Below are 25,503 nucleotides of genomic sequence, written 5' to 3'. Positions count from 1 at the left end.
CATTTCGATATGCATCAGAGCGATTGAGAAGCTCTTGTTGTGTCGCATAATCACCTTGTTGATACGCATCCCAATCCGCTCCGCCTTTGGCTTCTAATTCCTTAATCGCTTGCGCTTCAGCCGCTTGTTTGGCTTCTGCTGATCTAGCACGCCTTGTAAATCAGGTAATGTACTCACCTGTTGATGTGCTTTACTCGCATCACTGTTAATGCCTAATTCTTCAACAGTGACCTAATTTTGATATTTTTTCAATTAATTTTTTGGGTAACTTATCTGAATCTATGATAGGTAATAACTCAGAATAAAGCTTATTACTCCATTGAGGAGTATTAAATTTATTCATATAAAAAAGCATCATTCCAAAACCTAAAACTCTAAAATCTAAACATGCTCTCCTATTATTAAGTTCATACTCAAATGAAATATTATGAATTGCAGCTCTGATAGGAAAATACATACAATCCATAATATTATGGGACTGAAATATTATTTGGCAAATCCCTCTTTCGCAAGAACCAAACTTGTAAACATCACATTCATAATCAATAAAATCACCATTATTATTATATGCTGTATTGTAATCATACAATATATAATCATTTTTCAACCCAATACTATCGAATAGTCTGTAATATTTTGAAATAAAAATACTTACTTGATCTTTCATTTCTGAATTTTCCTTAAATACCCTTTTTCAACTAATTCTTTCACTGTCATGTTAATCCCTCCTTTTGTTTCATATTGGATTCCCATACCTTTTTTATCAAACCAAGGCATAACTTTACTTTGTATTACAGGTAAAGGTTTTACCACTTCATAAACATCACGAATTTTTGTATTGGTCGTTGGTGACAGCACTCTAGCATCCAAAGAAACATCTACCGGAGCTAAAAATGATGATTTATCACTTGTACCACCAAATCTATCTAGTTTAGTACCAATAGGTAACGTTGTTTTAAATTGAGAATTTGGAACTATTCCATCATTAGGTGGCCACAATATTTTACCATCTGGAGTTCTCCAGTTATTTTTTTTAGCAATAGCCATTTGCTCAACTACATTTTTAAAAAAGTCATCATCTCGATAAAAATTATTCTCTATAGATTGTTTTGAGTGACTTGTAGAGCCTACTTTTCCTGTTTTAAATGCCCCAACAACAATCCCAAAACTTCCAGCGGCATCCATTGCTGCAAAAACACGATCAACTTTTTTTAATTCATCATTCGTAAATAATGAAGTTCCTTTGCCTACATCATGGAGTCCAACAACAAGATTCGCTAAAGGTGCTCCTAATGCTCCTCCGCCTACTATTTTTCGGCTATTATCTAACTGTGAAATGGAATAAATTGTCTGATATTCAACAGGAAGTAGTTTAGCTTTGAGTACACCATTTTCATTCACAACTAAATAACGTAAGCCTGATCCACTATGTACCCCTGAAATAACATCACCATCTTTATAAGGTGTCTTACTTAAAGTCACTACTTGTGGAGCACCTTTCATTGCATCTTGTGCATTTTCAGTCAGTACATTTTTAACACATGTATTGTTTGTACAAGCATCTAATTTCTGCTTTGTTTTATTGTTTGCTCCAGCAACTAATTTTCCATTTTTATCAATAACACCATAAACATTATTTTCAACCGTATTCTTACTTATTACTCCTACCAATTGTGCGTTATAACTCGAATCGCCTACCGCTCCACCTATGACTGCACCTATCCCTGCGGTTAAATCTCGGATTTGTGCTTTAACATCTTCAGGTAAAAGGTTGGCTTGGAATTTACCATTAACGAAGTATTTAGGATCATCCTTGTATTTTTCTGCAAGTTGCTGGGTTAAATACTGCGCTGCGGCTTCACTGGCTACAGCGGCACTACCGCCTGCTGTTGGGTCACCTCCATTAATATAGGCAAGTGCTGCACCTAATATTATATGCCCTGCCATTTGGGCTACTGTGTTTTTATCTGCTCCATGACCCCATTGCTCACCAATAAACGCTGCTGCATAAGGTGCTAAAGCATTGCTTGCTACTTGTAAATCGGTTTGTCCACCCAGTGCTGCTGTAATCGCAATGCTCACTGCATTTAAGGCACGACTGCTATCTCCGCCTATACCCCATTCTGCTGTAACTTTTTGTTGGTTGGTTAAGGCTGTAGCATAGTCCGAGCTCAGCTGTGAATAGTAGTTTTCTTTTTCTGATGTACTGAAGTCATTAACTTTAGCCTGCTCTTCTGGACTCAGTTGGTCATATAGCGCTTTTGCTAAGGCTGTGGTTTCTTCTGTTACCGCCTTCACTTGGTTTTGTGAATAGGTGCGTCCTGCTGCAACGATCGTCGATGTCGCATCCGATACGATCTTTTGTTTTTCTAAGATCGCTTGTAAGTCTGGAACTTCATCTACTTTTTGGTTCGCAGTCTTAATATCGCTATGAATGCCCAACTCTTCAACCGTGGTGTCTTTGCCACCGATGTTGATGTTGCCTGCTGTAAGTGTGGCATAGGTGGTACTGCTGTCACTGTCTTTGTCTTGTTGCGGTAACGTTGGCGAGAATGTCGTGCTGTTCTGCCAGTTATTGTTGTTGGTATAGGTTGTCCCTATATGATCCGTACTGCTACTCTCTCCAAATTGAGTCCCGCCTGATAAAGCCACAGTTTGGGCTTTATAGCCACTTTCATTCTCAATATTGCTAAATGTCAGGCTGTTTGCAGTCAAGTCGTTGTTGTCTTTTGTGGCGGTGGAAGCAATTGCGCCACCTTTTAAGTCAACATGATCAGCTTTGACGTGGTAGCCACTATCACCCGCAAATAAACCACTTTGTTGGTTAACTTGTTTGTAGTTACCATCCGCATTGCTTTGGTTTAAATTCGCTGAACCTTGTCCACCCGAAAGTTCCCATGCTGAACCGAGGGATGCTTGTACGCGTATACCCAATCCAGTTTGATCACTGTCTTGGTTCAGCGTGTCTTGTTGGCTGATGATGTTTAAGTTTTTGCCAATATCCGCATCAATTCGATTGGCTGTGGCCTGTGCACCTTTCAGCGTGGTATCACCTTTGCTCGTGATCTTGATTTGATCGGCATTGAGTGTAGTGTTTTGATGTGTTGTTTTCTCTAGGTGGTTGCTGCCTTTACCATAGCCTGCTTCGGCATAAACATACACCCCAGTTTGTGCACCCACGGATACACCCACACCGACACTCGCACCCATATTGCTATTCTTGCCATCTGCATTTTCTGTACTTTGTCCTGATTCAAGCAGGATGTTTTTCGCTGAATCAAGACTGATGGTGTCCTTGGCATTTACCTGCGTATTTTTAAGGTGAATATCACCTTCGGTACTGGTCAAGTTGATATTGCCACCGGCATTCAGAAGGTTATTCTGTGATGCTGAGTAGCTGTTATCTTGGTTGCTCTGACTCGTGCTAAAACCAAACCCTGATTCTGCTTTAAATAGTGCACCACCTTTGATATCACTATAAGTTTGATAGCCTTGTGCTGCTGCAGCTACACCTTGTAAAGCCTGTGTTCGATCATCTGCTTTGCTGTTGCCGGCTTTGTCGACCGCATTGACTAAATCAAGCAGTGGTGAACTCACTCGGCTAAATACACCCACCTTCAAATCTTTGTTCGATTGGCTGTCACTGCCTATGTTGTGATCATCCAGCACATTGATACTCTTAGCGGTGATATTGAGGTCTTTGCCTGCAACCACATCCGCTACTTGTTGGTTATAATTGTTCCCCGCTTGTATCGTCACATTGCCATTTAAACTACCAACCTGACTACGTTCTTGTAGAATACTGCTACTTTGGCTATCGCTTTTACTTGCCATATAACCATCAAAGCGTTCGGTATCGGAAATCTGTACACTGCCCCACCCCTTACTGCTTTGATCTTCACTTTGGCTTTGGCTATTTTGAGTGGACTTAATATTGACATCTTTCGCGGCATTCAGCATTAAATCATCTTGTGATACCACCTTGCTACCAATGACATTGATATCAGCTTGCTCAGTTTGTAAAGTAGCTTTACCCCCGATTGAAACTTGTGAACCACGACTGGTAACACTATCACCATCCGCTAACGCTTTATCGTTATAGACACCAATCGGTGCAATATGATCACGATTATCAAGGCTAAAACCACTGCGTTTATTATCAACATTTTGGCTTTGTGTATCACTTACTGACAATAATTGAATATTATTCTTGGCATGCAGTAAAGCATCACTTTCTGCTGAAATCTTTGCCCCTTGACTTAAAATATCACCATCACGGGCAATAATATTTAAATCACCGCCCGCCTTAATTTCACTTACTATTGATTCAGTTGAATGAGAGCTCGAATTTTGGCTCACCTTTTGATTATTGATGCCCACAACAACGGGGGTCGCGACTGCCATACTGGCCTTACGTACTGCCTCGGCATGCGACATAATCCTGCCCACCGCACTATCCGAAAATTGACTGTTATTATTACTTTGATCATAGGCATCTTTTGCAGCCTCTAAAGGATTATAAGTGACACCAATGGAAATACCCGATTGCTGACTTTTCAACTGGCTACTCTGATCTTTTGAAATCTCGGCTGCTTTTAAATTAACGTGATTACCAATTAAATTAATATCACTCCCCGCTTCAATAATCGAAGCTGTAGAATTAATATCACCACCGGCAATGATATTGGTATTGCCAGAAATACTCCCCACTACACTTTGTGCTAAAGCACTTCCTTGCGATTGGGTACTTAGCTCATTTTTTGATTTTCCATAACCGATACTCGCAACACCGCTCGATAAACTTGCTGTGAATCCTGATTTTTTTCGACTCGAAAAATGTTTTTCTATTGAGTTTGTAGTTGCCGCTTCAATATTAATATTGTTTTGAGCACTTAAAACAGTATCTTGATCCGCTACAACATGACTGCCTTTAATTCCTATATCTTGTTCAGCTTGCAAGCCGATATTCTTACCACCAATCACGCTTGCAACCGATTGTGTATTCGATGCACTATCTTTATAGGTATAGGTCGATGAGCTCAGTAAGCCTTTACTGGTACTTTGTGTCGCATCATCTGCGGTTTTTGTATATTCACCAGATTCAACTTGAATATTCTGAGCCTGTGCAATGACATTGCCTTGGCCACTATTGATTTCAGAAGCACGAAGTTGAATGCCTTGCCCCGCCTTAAGCTGAATATCATTATTCGCCAAAATTTGACTACCAACTTCCCCCGATTCACTACGTTTAACGTAATTGTTCGCATCTCGAATATTTTCTTGTTGTTGTGCAACGGTTACTGTGCCTAAATGAATATTATTCTTTGCATCTAGTTGCGTCATACCTTCTTGACTTGCATTGGAAATGACACCCGCATTCAACTGAATATCTTGACCTGCTTTGAGTGAAAGTATGCCCGGCTCAGTTTGTCTAGTGATATACACACCTGCTTGGCGATTTAAATACGTATTTGAACCCTGCTCATTTTCAGTGCTATTTGTTTGGGTCACAATATTAATATCGCGCCCAGCATCTAAGAACAATTGCTGTTTAGCATCAATCACCCCACTGACATTATTAATGTCTGTATTGGCCTTCGCAGACAACTGCTTTGCCGTAATTCGTCCACCTAAGTGATCAATACGATCAGCTTGGATGACCAATACATTGCGTCCTGCAATCGTGCCACTGTTTTCTAAATGATTGGTCACATTGAGTGCGGTATTACTCCCAGCTAACAATGCCCCTGAACCATTAATATCGCCAGATTGTAGCCGAACATAGACTTGTGGCACCAATACTGTTTCTACGCTGCCATCTGCTAATGTGATTTTTTGCTCAACCAACCAAACGATGTCAGTGGTTAAACGCGCAATTTGTTCAGCACTTAAGGCAACCCCAACGCTTAAATTCATCTCTTTGGCTGCACTCATCCCTGAGTCCATCAATGCTTTAAATTGATCTTCAAGGTTGTTATAGCCGTCTAAATAGACTTGGCCTGTGAGTTTGGCAATTTGGTCATTCACCAATTTTTGTTCATAGTAACCATCCCCTAAACGCTTGTGCATGTTTTGTGGATCACTATTAAACATTTGCAGCATATAATCACTGCCCAGCCATTTTTTATAGTTGGTAAAGCTTGGATCGGTCTCAATTAAATATTGGCCATTATTCGGATTAACACTAAATAAACTGCTATTCGGTAACGAGGTATTAATATCACCTGTTCGAATGTTAATCCCATCTTGATAGGCTGATGAAATATTTAATGATTCGGTTGAACCTGAATTATTTTGTACTTGTGCATGTTCTTGATAAGCAAACACCCCCAAATTTAAATCAGTCATCACCGGAGCAGGTCGATATGAGGATGTATCATGTCCTGTACTATCAGCACCTTTATGGCGTTCTCGGTAATAGCTATGTAAGGTTCCTTCATCCGTCACAATAGTTTGACCCAAGGTTTCATAATTCACCAAATCATCAACCGAGACGACTAAAGTCTTTCCTGCCAAAATTTGACTGTCCGAATTTAATAGCGACGTGCCCGTAATTTTAATATTACCACCAGCAATCATCTGCCCAGGTGCAGAATCGATGACTTGAGTTTGCTCTGTGATTCTATCGTAATCATATTTATGCCAATTTTCATGCCAAGTACCATCAGGCGTCACCAAATAATCAATTTCATCATGTTTTACCGCCCATCCTAATTTTTCTTGGCTACCTTCAGCATAACGCTGATTCTGGCCTTGCGCCTCGTATTCAATCAAATGTTGTCGATCAACTTCTTTAATTTCTGTTTTGAGGTGTTCATTGGTATTACGGACAACTTGGCTATTGATGGTTAGGTCATTCCCAGCTTCGATCTTGGCACTATGATTATTTAAACTTTTCGCCTGACCTTCTGCATTCTTTGTGCGACTCAGTTGACCTGCGATTACCATATTGCCTTCGCTTGAAAGTAAAGCACCTTCTTTATTAGTAATCTGTTGCGCACCAATATCAAGTTGTTGACGTGCAGCAATCACTGCGGCTTTATCTACGCCTGAGATAATCTCATTTTGATTGAGTAATTCATTCGCAGCAATTGCAACATGGTTGCCATAAATTTTACCGGTTCCAATATTATTTAACTGTTGGTTAACTTCAATGAAGCTCTGACCATTACTATTAATTTCGCCACGGTTAATTAAATTTTCACTGCCAATATGAATTTGATTTGCCGCAACTAAACGACCATTTGTTGTATTTTCAATGGCTTGTGCTTGAAGGCTGAGTTTATTTCCTCCACGTAATTCAGTACTATTAATTAAATCTCCAGCAGTCTCAATCGATAATTGATTGCCTGCACTGATCTTATTTTGTGTCGTAAATGAATCCTGTAAAGCTAAAGCTAAATCATGTCCCACAGCTAATTCACCATCCGCAGTCATTGATTTGGCTTGGATTCCAATATTTTGATTCGCTAGAACTTTTCCTGATGTATTTTTAAGCTCTTTGGCAATTATTTCTAAGTCTTCGGATGAAAGTAGTTCACCCTCAATATTATTCAGATCACCTGTTTGAATAGTTAATTTTTTTCCCGCAAGCATCTGTCCATTTGTATTGTTAAGCTGATTACTTTCAAGCATCAATTGCTGTGCAGCTTGTATTTTACCCTGATGATTCTCAATTTCTTTCGTGCGTGTTTGAATGTCCTGTGCAGTAATCACGCCATTAATATTTTTTAAGTACTGACCATTAACATCGAGTGTTTTTAAATTTAAGGTTGCATCACTATTATCCAAACCATCATTTAGCCTTAAGCTCACTCCACCATTGGCGGTGATTTTGCCTGCATCATTTTCAATCTGATCGGCTTTAATCCGGCCTTGGGCAAAGCTCGTTGCAATCGAGGTATTGGCTGAGCTGGTACTACCACCACCTGTTGCTGTACTCGGTGGCGTACCTCCATTTGATCCATTGCCTGTGCCACCCGTTCCACTACCAGAACCTGTGCCAGATCCAGTGTCTTGTTCAATTTCGGTATAACCCATCATCCCTTTATTTTTATTGATCAGGACCTTGGCATCAATGGCTAAATCTTGTAACCCAGTTTGGACGATCTTGCCTGATTGATTCATTAGCTTAGAAGTTTCAATATCAATCCGCCCTGCATTGAGTTCACCTGAATTTTGAATACTGTTGCTATTACGAATATTCAATTCTGCAGAGGTGGTGATTAAGCCTGTATTTTTAATATTCTCAGTTTGAATGCTTTGCTGACCTAAGCTGGAAAATGTGCCGCTGTTATTTAAATCTGTGCCTTTAATCTCTAATGTGGCTTGATTCGGTGTGGTTTTATCTTGTGCCACCACCGCACCACTATTCAGCACTTCCCCATTGGCACTAATTTTAATATTACCCGCTGAAGCAAATACTTGCCCCGCATTGTTAATCCCTACGCCTTTCTCAGTACTGATTAAACTAATTTTTCCGGCATACATCCCCCCCAAACTTCCGGTATCAATGGCAAATTGTGGTGCGTTACCAGTAGCACTTGATACGCGACCAATCGCACTGATGTGTTGGTTGGCATCCACATCATTTTCTCCAGTCACCACCGTGAGTTCATTCGCCCAGATCCCTGCATTGATTTGAGCAGCACGACTTAATAACTGAGTATAGTCGGTCATACTGGCATCTAAACCTTGTCCAGTGATATTAATCAGCCCATCACGAATTTGAAATCCTGTCACTTGGTCATTATTCAATCGTGGATTACCGCTAGAGAGCGTTACACCACCCGTATTGATAAAACCACCACCATCGACATTAATCCCTGCTTGGTTGGCAATAATCACATCCGCCTTACGTCCACCGACCTCAATATAACCATTTAAATGGCTGGGATTACTGCTGTTAACCTGATTGACAATCACTTTGGCTTCGCCACCGGCAAGCCATGGATTGGCTTGAATATAGCCTCCTAATTGCGTATTGGTGTTCTGACGACTGTTATTCAGAATCACCCCTTGTTGATTGACATCAAATTGTTGATAGTGATTCATTGATACGCCAGCTTGGGTTGGCGTCTGAATATTCACCTGTGTGGTGCCATTGGCACTGCTTAAAACAGTTGGACGTTGATTCCCCGCAGCATTTGGATCAGCAATCACATTGGCCTGTGCCGTTTCAACTGCGCTACTGATCAAGGCTGTTCCTGTGATCAGCATTAAAGAGAAAGATAAAACGTTTAGACCCAAATTCTTTTTAGACGTAATAACCGTAGTTTCAAGCTCAATTGTTTTATTATTTTGTGTTGTACTTTGTCCCGCAGCAGATACATGCTCTGCAACCGCAATCATTTCACCACGGCTTTTGCTAAAAATCGTTTTATAAAAATTTTTATTCATTGTGTTCACCTATCAGGAGATTCACTTTTAAAGTGCATGAAGTGAATATTTTTCAATTTTAATTTTTCTATTCTTTAATCATTTTTAAATTTTAATTGTTCTATTCTTTAATAAATGTCTTTGCTAGTGTTGCAAATTTTGCTCATTTATAAGCGTCCCTTGAAAACTCATGACCCTTAATCCTTTTTCCTTTAAATTCGGTACGTATTGCCATAACCACATAAATTCGCCTAAAACCTCAGCTTCACGCCAATGTTCACAAGGATAATGAGATGAAGCAATTCAGCTAATATTTCCAATTTTCACTCGCTATCCCCCTTAAAATGAATAGCTGGTACTAAAGCCATAGTTGATATCGAAGTTTTGGAAAGACTCCGGCTTCTTCAATGGTTTGGCTGCAAATACGTCATAATAGAAATTGCCACCAACTTTAAATTGCCCTCTAAATCCAATTGCACTACCCATCAAAGTTTTACCCAATAACCATTCTGATGATGGGCCACTCACATGCCCACCATCAAGTGCCATATAAAATTGATGTGATGGAAAAAGAGAGAGCGCTAAATCATTACGCCAATAAAAACCGCGATCAGCAGATAAGGTTAATCCCCCATCAAAGCCACGCACGGTATAGCGTCCACCAATCGAAATGCGATCTTGTACACTCAAAGGGGTCTGATTATATTGGCCATGAAAACTGCTGGAATAACTGAAATTCTGCTGATCTAAGCGAAATGGGACTTGTAGACTGGCATCAACTGTCCAAATCTTCATACGCGATGTTCCTTCATCGAAAGCTTCTTCAATAGCGCTTAAAGCAGCCAATGCCCCTGTACCGCGTCGATAACCAATAGCAAAATCTAAAACGGCTGCCTGAACATATTCCCGATGATTAAAATCCAGTTGCCATCCAGCGATATCTCGTCGTTGAATCATAAGCTCAGCATCATCGATATAGCTCTTTGAGCTACGATGCCACCCCTTTACAGTCATACTGGTTTTTCTTTTGTTATCTCGATACAACATCCTCGTTAATGCTAAATCTTGGTTATGACTTTCACCATTGTAGTTATAAACATTATTCACCCCAGCAACCGCCTGATCATATTGATAGCGACTCACATTGGCACTGACCGACCAATTTTTATAAGGAATTGAATAATGAATCGCATAGTTTTTGGTGCCACTATCGACTGTTGAACCGTCTTGATCGGTAATCGATTGCTGATCAGCAAGATTTTTCCCAAAGGTCACATAGAATAAATCACTACGGAATAATGGGTTATCTAAAGATAAGGTCACATTACCCTGATATTTTCCTGTTTGTCGACTACCCGCATCATCAGCACTTAATGTGATACGAACTGGTATGGTCCGTTGTTTCCATTTTACCAACACATCACTTTGATTCGGTATCGATGCAGGTACAATCTGAAGATCTGCTTCCACTGTAGGTAGGCGTTTTAGATTTTCTAAACCCTGTTCTAGCGCGCGTAAATTTAATATCTCTCCTTTTTTTATAGGGAAGATATTCTTGACATATTGAATCCGGCCAGCATGACTATTCTCGTTATCACTTAGATCGATTTTGATTTCTCCCAATAAACCCGGAATCACGGTTAATTTTAAAATGCCAGAACTTAAATTTTGTGGTGCCACTAAAATTCGTGTAGTGGTATAGCCCTGACCAATAATGATGTTTTGGGTCTGACTCATGAGCAAATTAATGCGCTGCTCGCCCATACAGATGCCATCACTAAACGCTAATTCTTTTAAGGCCTGCTTGAGATATTTTTCAAAATAAGCATTCATCTCACCATTTAATTGGACTTGATGAATAGGAAAACAATGTTGATCTTTAAGATCTTGAAGTCTAAGTTGTGATTGATTTTGTGTTTGATCTAACAAGACATCACGTTGTGGCTGAGTAATTTTTTTAAGTTCTGCTTGTCGTTGTTGATTACGAATGAGCCCATCCACTACTGGATCAAATTTTCTGGCGTCTAATGAAGTCAATATCATAAAAAACCCAGCTCCAAAGACAAGCTGAGAAATAAATCTATTTCTACTTTTCATATTATTATCATTTAGTAGATCTAAACTATTGACTATAAATCATACAAAATTAATTTTAAATAGTATAAAAATTACACTTGGTATCATTAATTAATCAAATATATGATATAAAAGACACAATACCGCTACATATAGGCAAAATATATCATTAAAAAATGTAATCATTTATGACATAAAGACTTTAATGATAAACATATCCAAAGACCATAAAAATGACTTTAGATGCTATAGCTAAATTCTCAAATATTTAATACATTATAAGACATGGGATACTCAAAAAATTTAAAAACAAAGTCATAAAAATTATGGCCAGAGATCAACTGTCAGTACGTAAAGCTGCTCAACATTTTGGGATATGCATACGTACCATACAGCTATGCAGCTATGGAAAAAATCTAACAAAAACAAGCCTATCCTTGGTCGCCCAGCTAAAACCAGCAAAACGCAAATATTGAAGGATGTTGAACAATATCCCAATGATTATATGAGTGAATGGGATGAGCGTTTTGGTGTCATTACACATGCATATGCTCCTAATCTTTGATGTTTATTTAGAAGTAATACCCAATCATCTCGGCACATCGGCCATAAATATGTAGGTATTTACATATCGTTAATATCTACAATCTTGATCAATAAGCGCTTTTAAGCTAATTTCATTTAGGGTGATCACCAATAAAATTTGATATTTTTTCGAGACTATGACGGAGTTTATCTTGAATAAACCATCTAGTGACTAGGGATCAAATCACCAACCTTTTTCCAACCTTCTGTCTTTTATAGTCAATTTTACAAAGGACAACAGCAATCATTTGATTAGAGGGATATATCATGCGTTATGCAGATCCAAATACCGAAGGCTCAAAAGTACACTTTAAACAACAATATGAAAACTTTATTGGTGGCAAATGGGTCGCGCCTGTTAAAGGCGAATATTTTGAAAACATTTCTCCTGTCGATGGAAAAGTTTTTACCAAAGTTCCTCGTTCTTCTGCAGAAGATATTGAGCTGGCACTCGATGCAGCACATGCAGCTAAAGTACAATGGGGTACAGCTTCACCAACGACTCGCTCTAATATTTTACTTAAAATTGCAGATCGTTTAGAAGAAAATTTAGAACTTTTAGCTGTTGCTGAAACATGGGATAATGGTAAACCTATTCGTGAAACACTTGCAGCAGATATTCCACTATGTATTGACCATTTCCGCTATTTTGCCAGCTGTATTCGCGCACAAGAAGGTGGTATTTCAGAAATCGATCATGATACGATCGCCTACCATTTTCATGAACCGCTCGGTGTAGTTGGTCAAATCATTCCATGGAATTTCCCAATTTTAATGGCTGCGTGGAAAATTGCGCCAGCACTTGCAGCAGGTAACTGTATTGTACTCAAACCAGCAGAACAAACACCTGCAAGTATTTTAGTACTGGTTGAACTCATTCAAGACCTTCTCCCAGCAGGCGTACTCAATATCGTGAACGGATATGGCGTAGAAGTTGGTCGTCCATTGGCAACAAATCCTCGTATTGCCAAAATTGCATTTACTGGCTCTACAGCAGTTGGTCAACTGATCATGCAATATGCGACTGAAAATATCATCCCTGTTACGCTTGAACTTGGTGGGAAATCACCAAATATTTTCTTTGAAGATATTATGGATCAAGACGATGAATTCTTAGAAAAAACCTTGGAAGGTTTCAGCATGTTTGCTTTAAACCAAGGTGAAATTTGTACTTGTCCATCACGTGCTTTAATTCAGGAAAGTATTGCTGATCAATTCCTTGAAAAAGCAATTGAACGCGTTAAACGTATTAAAACAGGACATCCGCTAGATACGACTACCATGATCGGTGCTCAAGCATCTCAAGAACAACAGGATAAAATCTTAGGTTGTATCGCAACAGGTCGTACTGAAGGTGCACAAGTTTTAACTGGCGGTGGTGAACGTCATGAAGTTGGCAACGGTTTTTATATTGAACCAACCATCTTTAAAGGCGATAACAGCATGAAAATATTCCAAGAAGAAATTTTTGGACCAGTACTTTCAGTTACAACCTTTAAAGATTTTGATGATGCAATTAAAATCGCCAATGACACTATTTATGGCTTAGGTGCTGGCGTTTGGTCTCGTTCAGCGCATACTTCTTATCGTGCAGGTCGTGCAATCGAAGCAGGTCGTGTATGGACGAACTGTTATCATATCTACCCTGCACATGCTGCATTTGGTGGCTATAAAAAATCAGGTATTGGTCGTGAAAATCATAAAATGATGCTCGATCATTATCAGCAAACTAAAAACTTGCTTGTCAGCTACTCAACAAAACCAATGGGATTCTTCTAAAAAATAATCCACCAATTAGAAATCAGTTTTATACTGATTTCTAATTTTTTATATCACTGAGTACTGAATTCATCATGACACTCAGATCCTCATAGAATCACTCTCTACAGACTAATTTTTCAGAATTTAGTATCGTATGCGATTCCACCATGCAATCAAGGCGAAGATTTCTACCTTAACACAAGCAAATCTCAGCTATTCTTCAATTCTCATACTGCAAAATCAAATTTCCAATAATTAAAATACTGAATTAAACTAAAAATTTAAAATAAGGTTTGCTTAACCAATGTTTAGTTAATATAGAATTTACAAAAAAAATAATTAATATTTGTTATTTTTAGTTTTTAAATACTTCACTTTATCAGAGAGTCTATTTTTCTATAACACTTTCATAAAACTTATTATTTTTAGTTTTTAAATTGACAAAAAATTAATAGTTTTTTCACAAAAAAACATGAGTATTATAGCAAGTTTACATTAAATATAAAAAATACATACAATGAAACTTAAGCGAAAAGTTATGATCATTAAATAATTAGAAAAATTTAATTATAATTAAAGAACTACTTAACCTTAAACTCCACAAATGCCCTTCACTGTCTTTTTATCAGCGATGGGCATATTTTTTAATATATAGATTCTAAATAACCCAAATCATAGATAAGAATTTTTCTTTAACATCATACAATAAATATAATTTTATGATTGATTTTTAATATTATTAAATCAAATTAAAGATTCTTTTATCCTCGAAATGAGAAAGCAATTTCAAGATAGAAATTCTCATTTATTTCAACAGAATTTGAGTTAAATATGAGAAATTTATTTAGTGAATTTAAGCTCAATATGATCAAAAAATAAATATAAAAAAACTCACACCCTTGGGGAGAATGTGAGTATAAAACGAAATTTATTAATGGCGTAATTATATATATAAATCACAATTACTCTGTACAATTAATGTAAAATTAATATATTTATTTAATCAATAAAAATATTAGTGTCTATGAGTTAATATCTAAAAAATCTTTTTGACTATAAACTGGATTAGGATAGTGATAAAATCCTTGGCCAGATGGCTGCCCTAACAGTCCCTGATCTATAAATTTAGACTTAAGTAAAGTAGCAACCTGATATAATTTTGGATTTTTGGTTTTTTCTGCATTCATCAACGTAATATTATATACTGTCGTAATACCTACAATATCTAATATTGCAAAAGGTCCCATAGGTGCGCCTGTTGCTTTCATCCAAGTTTTATCAATAATTTCTGGATCAGCAATATCATTTGCCCATAAATCTAAACCAGCCATTAAAAAAGGAACCAGTAGCGAATTTAAAATATAGCCTGGTTGTTCTTTATATAATGGTAGTACAAGCATTCCAATTTCCTTAGCAAACTGGATAATCTGATTAAAGACTGCTGGATCTGTTGTTGCATGTCCCATCACTTCAGCCGTATTATACTTCCAAATTTGATTTGCAAAATGTAAGGCTAAAAATTTCTCTGCTCTCCCCGTAAATTCAGCAAACTGACTTGGAAGCATCGTTGAGGAATTTGTTGCAAATACTGTTTTTTCAGGTGCAAGCTGACTTAACTGTTGATAAAAATGTTTTTTAATATCAAAATTTTCTGGTATTGCTTCAATGACTAAGTCTGCATCTTTTACAGCTTCTGCTAGATTAGATTGATAATGTAAATGATTAAATGCTATTTCTATTTTTTCTGATGTTGCATCTAAATCTTTTTTATAAGCTTGAGATAATTTAGAAAATTTAGCTTTTGCCTGTTCTAAAATATCATCACTGACATCATAAACAGTAACATTAAACCCATGAAATGCGATTTGAAAAGCAATTTGATAACCTAATACACCACTTCCAGCTACTGTTATATTTTTAAAACTCATATTTTTTCCTATTATTTAGATGATTTTAATTTGTTAATTCATAGCATATCTTTTACATATTTTTTCAGTGATTTTACATAGTATTTTTGATTTAACGTGTAACATTCATGTATTTAGAAAATAGTTAGTCACTACCATGACTAGAAATTTAGATATATAAAAAATTAAAGATTACATATATTATTATCTTGCATAAAATTTTAACTATACTTTATAGTATCAAGCTAGTGACTCGCTATAATATTGCAAAGTTTTACAAAGGTATTAAAGCTAAATGAAAAATAACAACTTACTATTTTTAATTAATCAAAGCTTCAAAATATATACTGGAATAGATTTACCAACACCAGTAGAGAAAGAAAAAAGTTTAGCATGGCTAGATAAAGAAGCTACTTATAGTTTATTGGCACATAATACAGATGTAGATCCAACCTTTATTTATGCAAATCATAAGGCTTTAGATACTTTTGGTTATAACCAAAAAGAAATATTACAATTAAAGTCTAAGTTTAGTGCATCTGAAATAGATCGAGAAGAACGCCTATTATTACTTCAAACCGTGCACAAAAATGGTATTGCAATGAATTATACTGGTCCACGAATTACAAAAGATGGTCGGTCTTTTTACATATATCATGGTATTGTATGGAATGTACAAAATGAAGAAAATATAAATATCGCTCAAGCTGCATTATTTTGGTTAGATACATCACTTCCGCAATGGTTTAATATTAGAAAAAAGTAAAGCCTTTCCATTGAGAAGACGACAATATCAATTCGAACGTGATCCTTAGACTTCTGTCATACATCTATTGCTAACTCACCAATACGAATAAGCTAAAGATATTGTCTATGCACCGCATTATTTATATTGATATAGATTTATTATTTATTTAATCAATTGATTCTATTTTTTTGATTATTGAGTTAAAATAATATCGCTACTCATCATCAGATTAATCATTAAGCATTTATTCACACTGCATTACCACATATAATTTTTATATTTAATAAAAAAAACCTAATCTAGAAAGATTAGGCTATAAAGTGAATTTTTAGTGCAAAGAACTGGTTTTAAATCAACGACTTTTAGACTATACGCTAAACCAATGTTCTATCCTATTCATAAAATCCATTATATAAGTTTTATTTAATATAGTCAACAGTTAATTAAGATTTAATTAACAATTGGCTGTCTTATTTCACTTAATCATGATCAATAATATCCGTATTTCATCAGCAATCTATAGATGATCAGAAAATGAATAAATACTATGTATCTTAAACATCTTTCATAAATCATTTTTTAGCCAATAAATTTATGCTTTTAACCATATTTATAGTGCTTAAAACATACCATCACTATATGTTTTTTGATCTAAAAAAGGGAGTTTATTATTGATTTTATTGAAATGATGAATAGAAAATAAAAATAATCTGAATGAAGTATTTATTATTTGTCTAAACTTATAGTTATGCTCTTTTTATAGCACGATCAATATATTTCAATAGCAAATCAAAATCATGCATATCACAATATAAAATGAGTTACTGGCCGTATAAATATAATCATTGCTTATTTATAGATAAGGCGCTAGGCTGTTTATAGACAATTATACTTTGATAAAAAGAGAATGATAATGAAAAAACTAATTCTTAGCTTATTTTTGATCCTACCGACACTATAATACTTGCCAGTTGTGCTCATCATTATGGTCATGGTCCAAATCATGGTCAGAAATGTAATAACGATCCAGCTAAAAACTGTCCTTACAATCGTTAATAATCTCATTAATAAGGACTATTGATCGTCCTTATTTTATAATTTTTACTGTTCATCGAACAATAAAAATAAAGACAAGTATTCATCAAAAAACTATTTATCTATATGGATAAATAGTTAAAAGTCATAGCATATTTTTTATAAGAAATCATATATTAACCTAATATAAAATCTGTTTAAAAAATTTATTTTTCAGTAAAAAAATTGTTGAGTTGATGTATCTTTCAAGAGATTAAAATACTTTAAAAGATCAACTTTTGTTATAATTATTAATGTAAACAAAAAAATTACGGTTTACTTATAAAATTAGGAGAATAATATGAGTTTAAGACAAGAACGAACCACTGAAGAACAAGATAAAATTGATAAGTTAAAAGAACAATTATCAAAAGCAAATAGAGAGCTTGAAGAATTAAAAACTGATCCAACTGTTACACAACACTTATTGGATAAAGCCCATAAGAAAGTTGAAGACATTAACCGTGATCTTGAAATATTAGTCGCAAGAGATAACTATTCATAATCTCTGAGTCTTTCTATTCTAGCCTTGACATACTTGTTGAGGCTTTTAAGGCAACTATTTTATGTTATTCCATAACATTTTCCTGTCATACGCTTATTTATTATCGACTGACTTAGATTAAAGATTAAAATGGTTAAGCCTTAAAATTTTATTTACTTTGTTAATTAAAATAAAAGGAATTGAATGCCATATAATATAAAAATTAAATCTTTACATTATTTACTCTTATTAAATCAATACCTTTTATTTTGAGTGAAGTAATTTTCCTTTAAAGATCTTTAAAACTCACACAACCTTTTCCTAAAGAGACAATTCGCATCATCTCATTTACAGAGAGTTTTCTTTCTTCAAGACTAATCATAATTCTAGAGCCTTTACTTGAAGCCAGAGTAGCAATTTTTATCAGGTCATTCGTAGAGTAATTTTTAGCATTAAGCTCTAGTCTACAACCAAGAGCCGTAATTTTAACCAAATCATTTATTGAGTACATGTTCTTTTTATCCTTATTTTAATCATGATTAACTTTAATAGAAATTACACCCGTTAATCAACTAAAATATGATGCTAATTGAGCAACATTTTCATCGCCCATATCAGCACTTAATGAATAAAGATCTCGGTATAGCATTACAGCCAAACAATAGCTTAAGCATATATTGGAGTCATTAATATGATATTAATCAAAAAGAGGATATTTTGCTGCCATAACAATTTAATGATAATTGTCTATATCTACTACGGGAATAAAATATATTATTTTAACCTTTTGATTTGAATAAAATAAATATTCATGCAAATAGTAAATTAACGGTGATAAAAGCAATTAACATACAGCCCAGTCCACTCTCTTCACACTATTTTTCAATATCTTTGATTACACTCATTTTTTCTAACTAAACATCTGTTCAATTCAAAAAGGATCACTAAATTTTCTAGGTTTTGATCTCTCCATTTTATGCTGTAAATCTGATGTGATTTTTTACTATATTAACAAAAAAGCTGTAAAAATAACAAAAATCATCGCGATTTGGCAAAGTATAAATAATAAAAAGCCGTCTTATAAGACGGCTTGAAGTATCATAATGTAATGATTTAATTACTTTTTATCTTTAACTGATGCTTCAGTGGTAATATTTACTGTAATTTTATCACCTACATTCGGTATGTTAAATTTATAAATAAATATCAATAACTTAAAATGATTTGGCGTATTTTTGGCGTAAAATAAAAGTTGTCCACAGATAGTAAAAGCAAAAAACCGACTTGATGTAAATTAAGTCGGTTAGCATACAAGGTTATTGTAGCACTATTTTATACACTTAAAATACTATTCAGACATTACTTCAAAAACAACTCCTTCTCCTTTCCACGACGATTTACTAAACCCTGAATACGCTTGCCGTTGTCAAAGATCCAACGATCAAACTGATGAGCAGCTGCAGATAAATTATTTTGATTGATCATCGTCAACATTGTGCTTTTTACAAATGCTGTCTCACCGATGTTGTAGACAAATGAAGCCAGTGCATCGAATTGGTTTTGATTAATTTTTACTTTGATATTCTGATCAAGACAGGCATCAACCCACTTACAATCATTTTTAAGCCATTCGTTTGCTTGTGCTTCAGTGCAAGTATCACCAGATTTTACCGATGTGCCGTTTGGATATTTGATTGTGCCAAAGCCAATAGTCCAGACTCCACCAGTATCTCTATATGCTTTTAATCGCAAGCCTTCAGATTCACGAATAATTGAATAACCCTTTTCTGAGATATCAAGCTGACCAGTTATCTGGCCATATTTAAAGCCGATCATTTGTGAGAAAACATCAACACCATTTATTGCTATGACTTTATCGCCAGCAATAACTTGTTCTTGTGTTAGCTTTCCGCCCGACATAGCCCGTAGCCATGAATATGCTTGGGCGATATGTTGTGATTGATTTGCAGGCATTACTTTTCTCCAGTCATAAAAAAACCGCCAAATATGGCGGCATATGTTTTGATTAAATTACTCATCTTTAACTTTCTTTAACTCTTTAACAACCTCAACAATCGTTTTGCCTTCTTGCCGGTTAATAAAGTTAAATGTCCAACGCACAATCGCCCAGCCCGGTAAACCGCAGACGAAAAAAAAGCCCCCAAGGGCAATCATTCCCCAAATATCAGTGACCCATTCATGTAGCCCCCAACGGACGATAATGAATGAACCACCTGCAAGACTTGAGACGACTGTACAGATTAAGCCAACTGCCCATTCCTGTGGTGAGCGTGGAAAACGCATCATGATGACGACTGTTGCTACCGCTGCAATTGCCAGTGTGACTGCTATAGCTGCGCCGTAGAATTTTAAGAAGGCAGTGAGACTGCCGGTTGATACTGGTTCCATATTTTTCCTGATTTTGGGTGATAAAAAAGCACCCGATTTTTGGGTGCTTATGATTTAAAACTTTAGCTATCGGATGTTGCTTGTGTAATTTTTTCTGAATAATTCCATGATGTTGTTTTCCATACATCACGCGCAGCAACACGCACATAATAAGTGGTTGTTGAACTTAAACCGCCAATCGTGCAAGCATTTTCTGTACCTGTCCAACGTGCTGCAGTGTTTTCAGGATCAAAGTTTGGATTTGTGCTAATCCATACTTGATAATCTTTTAGATCCGGTACTTCACTTGGAATCCATGTCACTGTGATCGAATCAACCGTTGCCGATGTGTACACGTTCAACAGTTGTGGTGGTACAGGATTGCTAATATTTAGCTGTGCAAATGAACTCACAGTTGTAGCATTTTTACTTGCAACACGAATCGTATAAGCACGCTGAATGCTATCTGTTTTCGCTTCTTCAATTGAGTAACTGTAATCAGTTGATGTTGTTTCGACTTGTCTAAGCAATACACCATTTGAAAGAATCTGGACCACATATCCGATGGCACCTGGTACCGCTTGCCATTGGACTTTAAAGCTAGTTCCGATGAACGCAGACTGAAGTGACAAGCCTTTGACACCTGATGAACGACCACCCAATATCATGTAGCTGTATGCTGTTACCTCATCAAGCGTCTGCTCTTTTTGCTGCAACCCATTGAAGCTTGTAAATTTCAGATAAACTTGCTTATTCAGCATATTTGAATTATTAAAGTCATATTGAAAAATTGCTTTATCAATACGAACAAATGATTCTCCAGCATTATGAGATAAAGGCTCCTCAAAACGTCCACGCAACACATTGCTCAGTGTATAAAGACCCGATCCATCCAAGTTAGCATCAACATAACTAATATATTCATCACCGACTTTACATAACGTTGTATTTACTTGAGCATCTTCTAGTGTTCCACTAAAGATTTGACTTGATGTATTTAGCTGTACTTGCATCGCAGTATCATCATTATCAACTGCAGAGACCAAAGATCCATATCGAGCAGAACCATAAATCGTACCAATCATCTCGTAAGTAGTGTTATCAATACTTGCCCAGACGTTACATCCACCCCAGTTCTGACCACCTGACACAGCTACCCAAATCTGATTTTTCCCACCAGTCAAATCCAAAGGCGGTTCAAAGATTTCAGGTGCATTCACATTACCTGGTTCTTCATTACCACCTTGGTACCCATTACTTGATTGCAAATCATATTCAACAGCAGATCGGGAGCCAATCGCCAATTCTTCTGCAGTAATTGTTAATAACCCTTCTTCATCTTCTTCAACACGAGTAATGCGTACAAGAAACTGATCAAGACCAAGTGATTCGTCAGTAATAGTGACTATGTCCATCGGCTCTAAACGACAGTATTTCCAGCCTAAATTAAATTCATATTCATTACGCACATAGAGCTTTCGTTGTAATAGCAATTGCACTGCATGACGAGCAATTTTCGGCTCACAGAAGAAATCATACTTAACCGGATCTTGCGTACGCAGACCAAACATTTCAATATTGGCTTGGTCCTTGGCTTCAACAGTTTCAGTATTGTACTGATTGAATCGATTTACATACTCAATCTGACAATGATTAAATGCATCTGTATCACGACTGCGACGCACACGAATTGGTTCATCATCACCAATAAAATCATCATCTGTTAAGTGATATGCAGGCTCAAGATTTGGTGTATATGTCACACCATTACCTGTTACAGCACTATCGCCATACGAGCGTATTTTTAAACCATCTGGGCTAGGTACTACAGCACAATTTACAGATTCAACAATGTCATTAATCGTTTCATATGCTGCATTTTGCTCGGTAAATGCAGGGCTAATTAATAAGTTGGTTGCAGCACAATATTTACGAAATTCAGATAAGTCAGCAATATTTAAGTTTGGTGCAGCACCATATCGAGGATTTGTTATAAAATCTTCAATTACATCAGCCGGATTGGCATCGTGAATCGTATCTGAGAATGTAATATCACTAATGACTTCAAAGTTGTGATTTGAAAGACTTGCGCTACTTCCAAGATCATAATTAGCACACGAAACATAACCCAAATATGGATAATGTAGAGCTTGGTTTGGGTGTTTTGATTGCAAATACCCCCAAACTGGATTTCGATTACCATTAAACAATTCAAAACCAATTTGATCCAATGGTTGTCGTTGCACACCATTTTCAGTTTTAGGCACAATCTGTTCTTTATCACGCCAGATAATGCCAATATCTCGAATCTTGTTTTCACATAGACCAAGCATCAATGATGCTGAATATGTGTATGTTGTATTCTGTGTCTTTACACCACCACCTTTGCCACCTGATTTTGTGGTTTCTGTATGTGCCGTTGCCGTGAAATCACCGTACCAAAACATATTTGCCGCAAGTCTGTTTTTTCCGTAAACAAGTGGTTGACATAGACCATAGGCTGACTGCTGAATACGCATTGAATTGATACGTGTATCAGATGTACTAATCGTTTGACCACCAAATATTCCACCCATGTTATCTCAACCTCTTCATACGAAAAAACCCGGCAATTCGCCGGGCTAAACTTCCTTTGGTTCCATCTTGAAGTATTACTCCCTGATGGATATATGAATGAATGATTGTGGGCCACTCCACAACAATTGCACCATGACTGATGCATTTGCCAAATTGATAGAGAACGATATCACCTGGTTGCGGATCTTCAACTTGATCACAGACAGATAGAACATGCTCTAAATAACGCTGACCCATCTGGTGCATATGCCAGTCAGGTGGGTACGGTCCTGGATCGTAATGATCAATTAGCCCGACTGCTTCATAAACCTCACAAAGCAGTGTTGCACAATCCACACCCACGCCTTTGACACGTCCCTGATGATGATATGGTGTGCCGAGCCAAGTCATGGCTTCTTTAACAGCTTCATGATTTTTCATATTTAGTCCAATAAAAAACCCCGATCTCATTAAAGACCGGGGTTGGTTGTGGTTTGTTGGGTAGTAAAAGTCATTTCATTTTTAACATTTAATCTATAAACTCGGTGCAATTTTCTATAAAAATCAACTTTCATTATGAGTCAAAAATTTAGATATGATATTAATGGCTTGAGAGCATATGCGGTAGCCACAGTAGTTTTATTCCATTTTGGAATTCTAGGATTTTCAGCTGGATTTATAGGGGTCGATATATTTTTTGTTATATCCGGATTTTTAATGACAAGCATTGTTGTTAAGGGTATTGAAAATAAAAATTTCTCTTTTCTTAAATTTTATCTTTCACGAGCTATAAGAATTCTTCCCGCATTATTTGTTGTCTGCGTTGTATTGCTAGTAATCTCTTGGCATACCCTTCTTCCGAATGATTTAATGCAGTTAAGTAAGCATATTATCTCAAGCATTAATTTTTTCTCAAATATTACCTACTTCACTGAATCTGGCTACTTTGACACTTCATCTCACAATAAAGCCCTACTACATACATGGTCCCTATCTGTTGAATGGCAGTTTTATTTAATATTTCCTCTCATTGTTGCCCTACTTTACAAATTTAGTTTCTCTAAAAAATTTATTTTTAGCATGTTTCTCCTAGGGACTATTGTATCTTTTATATTAGCTATCTTTATTGCCAATAAATCACCATCCGCTGGTTTCTTTCTGCTACCTACTCGTGCATGGGAAATGCTAGCAGGCGGTCTCGTTTATTTTTACAGCTTAAGTGCAAAAAACAATATTTATGGAAAACCTTTAGAAGCTTTTGGTTTCATATTAATTCTAATTAGTTTGGTAATATTTAACCAAAATACATTGTGGCCTAGCTTTAATGCACTAATCCCAGTACTTGGCACCGCCTTAATCCTAATCGCTAACCACCAAGACTCTGTTTTTACTAAGCATCCCATATTTCAATGGCTCGGAAATACTTCTTATTCTATATATTTATGGCACTGGCCAATTGTTTTTTATCTAAATTATTACGAAAAACTAGATAACTATTTATTAATTACATTTGGAATTATCCTTTCGATTTTAACGGGATATTTATCATACAAATATATTGAGAGTCCGACTCGTAATTACTTATCCAAAAAACAACTAAAAAGTAACTACATTATTTGGTTTCTATCCGTTGGAGCACTTTCTTTAATTAGCTTTCTCATATACAAAAATGAAGGTTTTGATAATAGATTTAATAATAAAATTAATTCTGTTCTTGATGCCGCTAAAGACATAAACCCAAAGCGCGATGAATGCCTGGTTCTTCCAGGTCAACCTTTAAAATCTTGTATATATGGTCAAGGTGCTACTTCTTTATTAGTAATTGGAGATAGTCATGCAAGCGCAATGATGAATGGTATTCAACATGCTCTGCCGAATAATACATCACTTGTTTCATGGAATATAAGTGGTTGTACAGTTGCTGAAGGGCTTAAAAAAATCACAGACCCTGCGTTTAAATGCGGTGAGCTAGTTACTGAAACAATTCAAACTATTAAAACCTACCCCAAAGACATCCCTATTTTAATAATAAACCGAACTAATGCGTTATTTGCTGGTGAGCCAGAAAATGAAGATATATCAAAACCTATTCGATATATAACGAAACTACATTCTCAGTATAACAATGCCTACTATAAGGAAATGGAAGATGCGTATGTTGATACTTTGTGTAAACTTTCTGAAACTCATAAAGTGTATGTAACTAGACCTACTCCGGAGGCACCTGTATCCGTTCCGCAAAGAATGGCTAAGGATATTTTACAAAACCCTGATAGCGCATCATTTACCATCAGCAACAATGAGTATCAGGTTCGTAACAAATCAGCTTGGGAAGCTCAAGATCGTGCAAAACAGAAATGTGGAATTGAAATTTTAGATATATCTAAAGCTTTTTGTGATGAAAAAAAATGTTCTTTCTCAAAAGATGGTTTGCCTTTATTTGTTGATGATGATCACATGAGTTGGAAGGGGTCGTTAATACTTTCTCCTTATTTTCAGAAAATCTTTAAATAAATTAAAAAGGCTGTCGAATTTGACAGCCTTTT

Annotated in this window: 14 protein-coding genes; 5 read left to right on the top strand and 9 right to left on the bottom strand. The window is 36.1% G+C overall.

What is annotated here, in order from left to right:
* Positions 1-220: 220 nt before the first annotated feature.
* From QSG86_RS10935 to QSG86_RS10925, 3 genes are all read right to left on the bottom strand, one after another.
* Entirely contained in the window at positions 221-667 is a 447-nt protein-coding gene (locus QSG86_RS10935) for a hypothetical protein (protein WP_317031527.1), read from the bottom strand.
* Positions 664-9,399, bottom strand: coding sequence for a hemagglutinin repeat-containing protein (locus QSG86_RS10930; protein WP_317031526.1), 8,736 nt, complete (start codon positions 9,397-9,399; stop codon positions 664-666). Before QSG86_RS10930 ends, QSG86_RS10935 begins: the two co-directional genes overlap by 4 nt.
* Positions 9,400-9,717: 318 nt before the next feature.
* On the bottom strand, positions 9,718-11,421 hold the full coding sequence (locus tag QSG86_RS10925; protein WP_317031525.1) for a ShlB/FhaC/HecB family hemolysin secretion/activation protein: 1,704 nt from the start codon (positions 11,419-11,421) through the stop codon (positions 9,718-9,720).
* 409 nt (positions 11,422-11,830) lie between these two features.
* Between QSG86_RS10925 and QSG86_RS10920 the strand changes: the two genes are divergently transcribed.
* Both QSG86_RS10920 and QSG86_RS10915 read left to right on the top strand, forming a co-directional pair.
* Positions 11,831-12,019 carry a hypothetical protein gene (locus tag QSG86_RS10920; RefSeq protein WP_317031524.1) on the top strand — a complete coding sequence of 63 codons (189 nt, stop codon included), beginning with the start codon at positions 11,831-11,833 and terminating at the stop codon, positions 12,017-12,019.
* A 287-nt stretch (positions 12,020-12,306) separates the two neighbouring features.
* Complete coding sequence (locus tag QSG86_RS10915; protein WP_317031523.1) at positions 12,307-13,818, top strand: aldehyde dehydrogenase family protein; 1,512 nt, start codon at positions 12,307-12,309, stop codon at positions 13,816-13,818.
* A 1,004-nt stretch (positions 13,819-14,822) separates the two neighbouring features.
* Here QSG86_RS10915 and QSG86_RS10910 read toward each other — a convergent pair.
* The gene (locus QSG86_RS10910) at positions 14,823-15,728 is read right to left on the bottom strand and encodes a 3-hydroxyacyl-CoA dehydrogenase (protein WP_317031522.1); all 906 of its coding nucleotides are present in this window, start codon (positions 15,726-15,728) and stop codon (positions 14,823-14,825) included.
* 274 nt (positions 15,729-16,002) lie between these two features.
* Between QSG86_RS10910 and QSG86_RS10905 the strand changes: the two genes are divergently transcribed.
* Together QSG86_RS10905 and QSG86_RS10900 are read left to right on the top strand one after the other, a co-directional pair.
* On the top strand, positions 16,003-16,473 hold the full coding sequence (locus tag QSG86_RS10905; RefSeq protein ID WP_317031521.1) for an MEKHLA domain-containing protein: 471 nt from the start codon (positions 16,003-16,005) through the stop codon (positions 16,471-16,473).
* 1,357 nt (positions 16,474-17,830) lie between these two features.
* Positions 17,831-18,034, top strand: a complete 204-nt coding sequence (locus QSG86_RS10900) for a hypothetical protein (RefSeq protein ID WP_317031520.1) — start codon at positions 17,831-17,833, stop codon at positions 18,032-18,034.
* A gap of 268 nt (positions 18,035-18,302) precedes the next feature.
* Here the strand turns inward: QSG86_RS10900 and QSG86_RS10895 are convergent, their stop codons facing one another.
* From QSG86_RS10895 to QSG86_RS10875, 5 genes are all read right to left on the bottom strand, one after another.
* A complete protein-coding gene (locus tag QSG86_RS10895; RefSeq protein WP_317031519.1) occupies positions 18,303-18,524 on the bottom strand; it encodes a hypothetical protein in 222 nt (73 codons plus the stop codon).
* Between the two features lie 848 nt (positions 18,525-19,372).
* Positions 19,373-19,987 carry a lysozyme gene (locus tag QSG86_RS10890; RefSeq protein ID WP_317031518.1) on the bottom strand — a complete coding sequence of 205 codons (615 nt, stop codon included), beginning with the start codon at positions 19,985-19,987 and terminating at the stop codon, positions 19,373-19,375.
* 57 nt (positions 19,988-20,044) lie between these two features.
* Positions 20,045-20,422 (bottom strand): hypothetical protein, encoded by a 378-nt coding sequence (locus tag QSG86_RS10885; RefSeq protein ID WP_317031517.1) that lies wholly within the window; start codon positions 20,420-20,422, stop codon positions 20,045-20,047.
* Between the two features lie 62 nt (positions 20,423-20,484).
* Positions 20,485-22,977: a phage tail protein gene (locus QSG86_RS10880; protein WP_317031516.1), complete on the bottom strand. Its 2,493-nt coding sequence runs from the start codon at positions 22,975-22,977 to the stop codon at positions 20,485-20,487.
* Position 22,978: 1 nt separating this feature from the next.
* Positions 22,979-23,398: an NlpC/P60 family protein gene (locus QSG86_RS10875; RefSeq protein ID WP_317032555.1), complete on the bottom strand. Its 420-nt coding sequence runs from the start codon at positions 23,396-23,398 to the stop codon at positions 22,979-22,981.
* 135 nt (positions 23,399-23,533) lie between these two features.
* Between QSG86_RS10875 and QSG86_RS10870 the strand changes: the two genes are divergently transcribed.
* On the top strand, positions 23,534-25,471 hold the full coding sequence (locus QSG86_RS10870; protein ID WP_317031515.1) for an acyltransferase family protein: 1,938 nt from the start codon (positions 23,534-23,536) through the stop codon (positions 25,469-25,471).
* Positions 25,472-25,503 lie beyond the last annotated feature (32 nt).

This window comes from Acinetobacter sp. SAAs474, assembly GCF_032823475.1.
GTDB lineage: Bacteria > Pseudomonadota > Gammaproteobacteria > Pseudomonadales > Moraxellaceae > Acinetobacter.
Note: the sequence above shows the minus strand (reverse complement) of the source record. Positions and strands in the feature narration are given on the sequence as shown.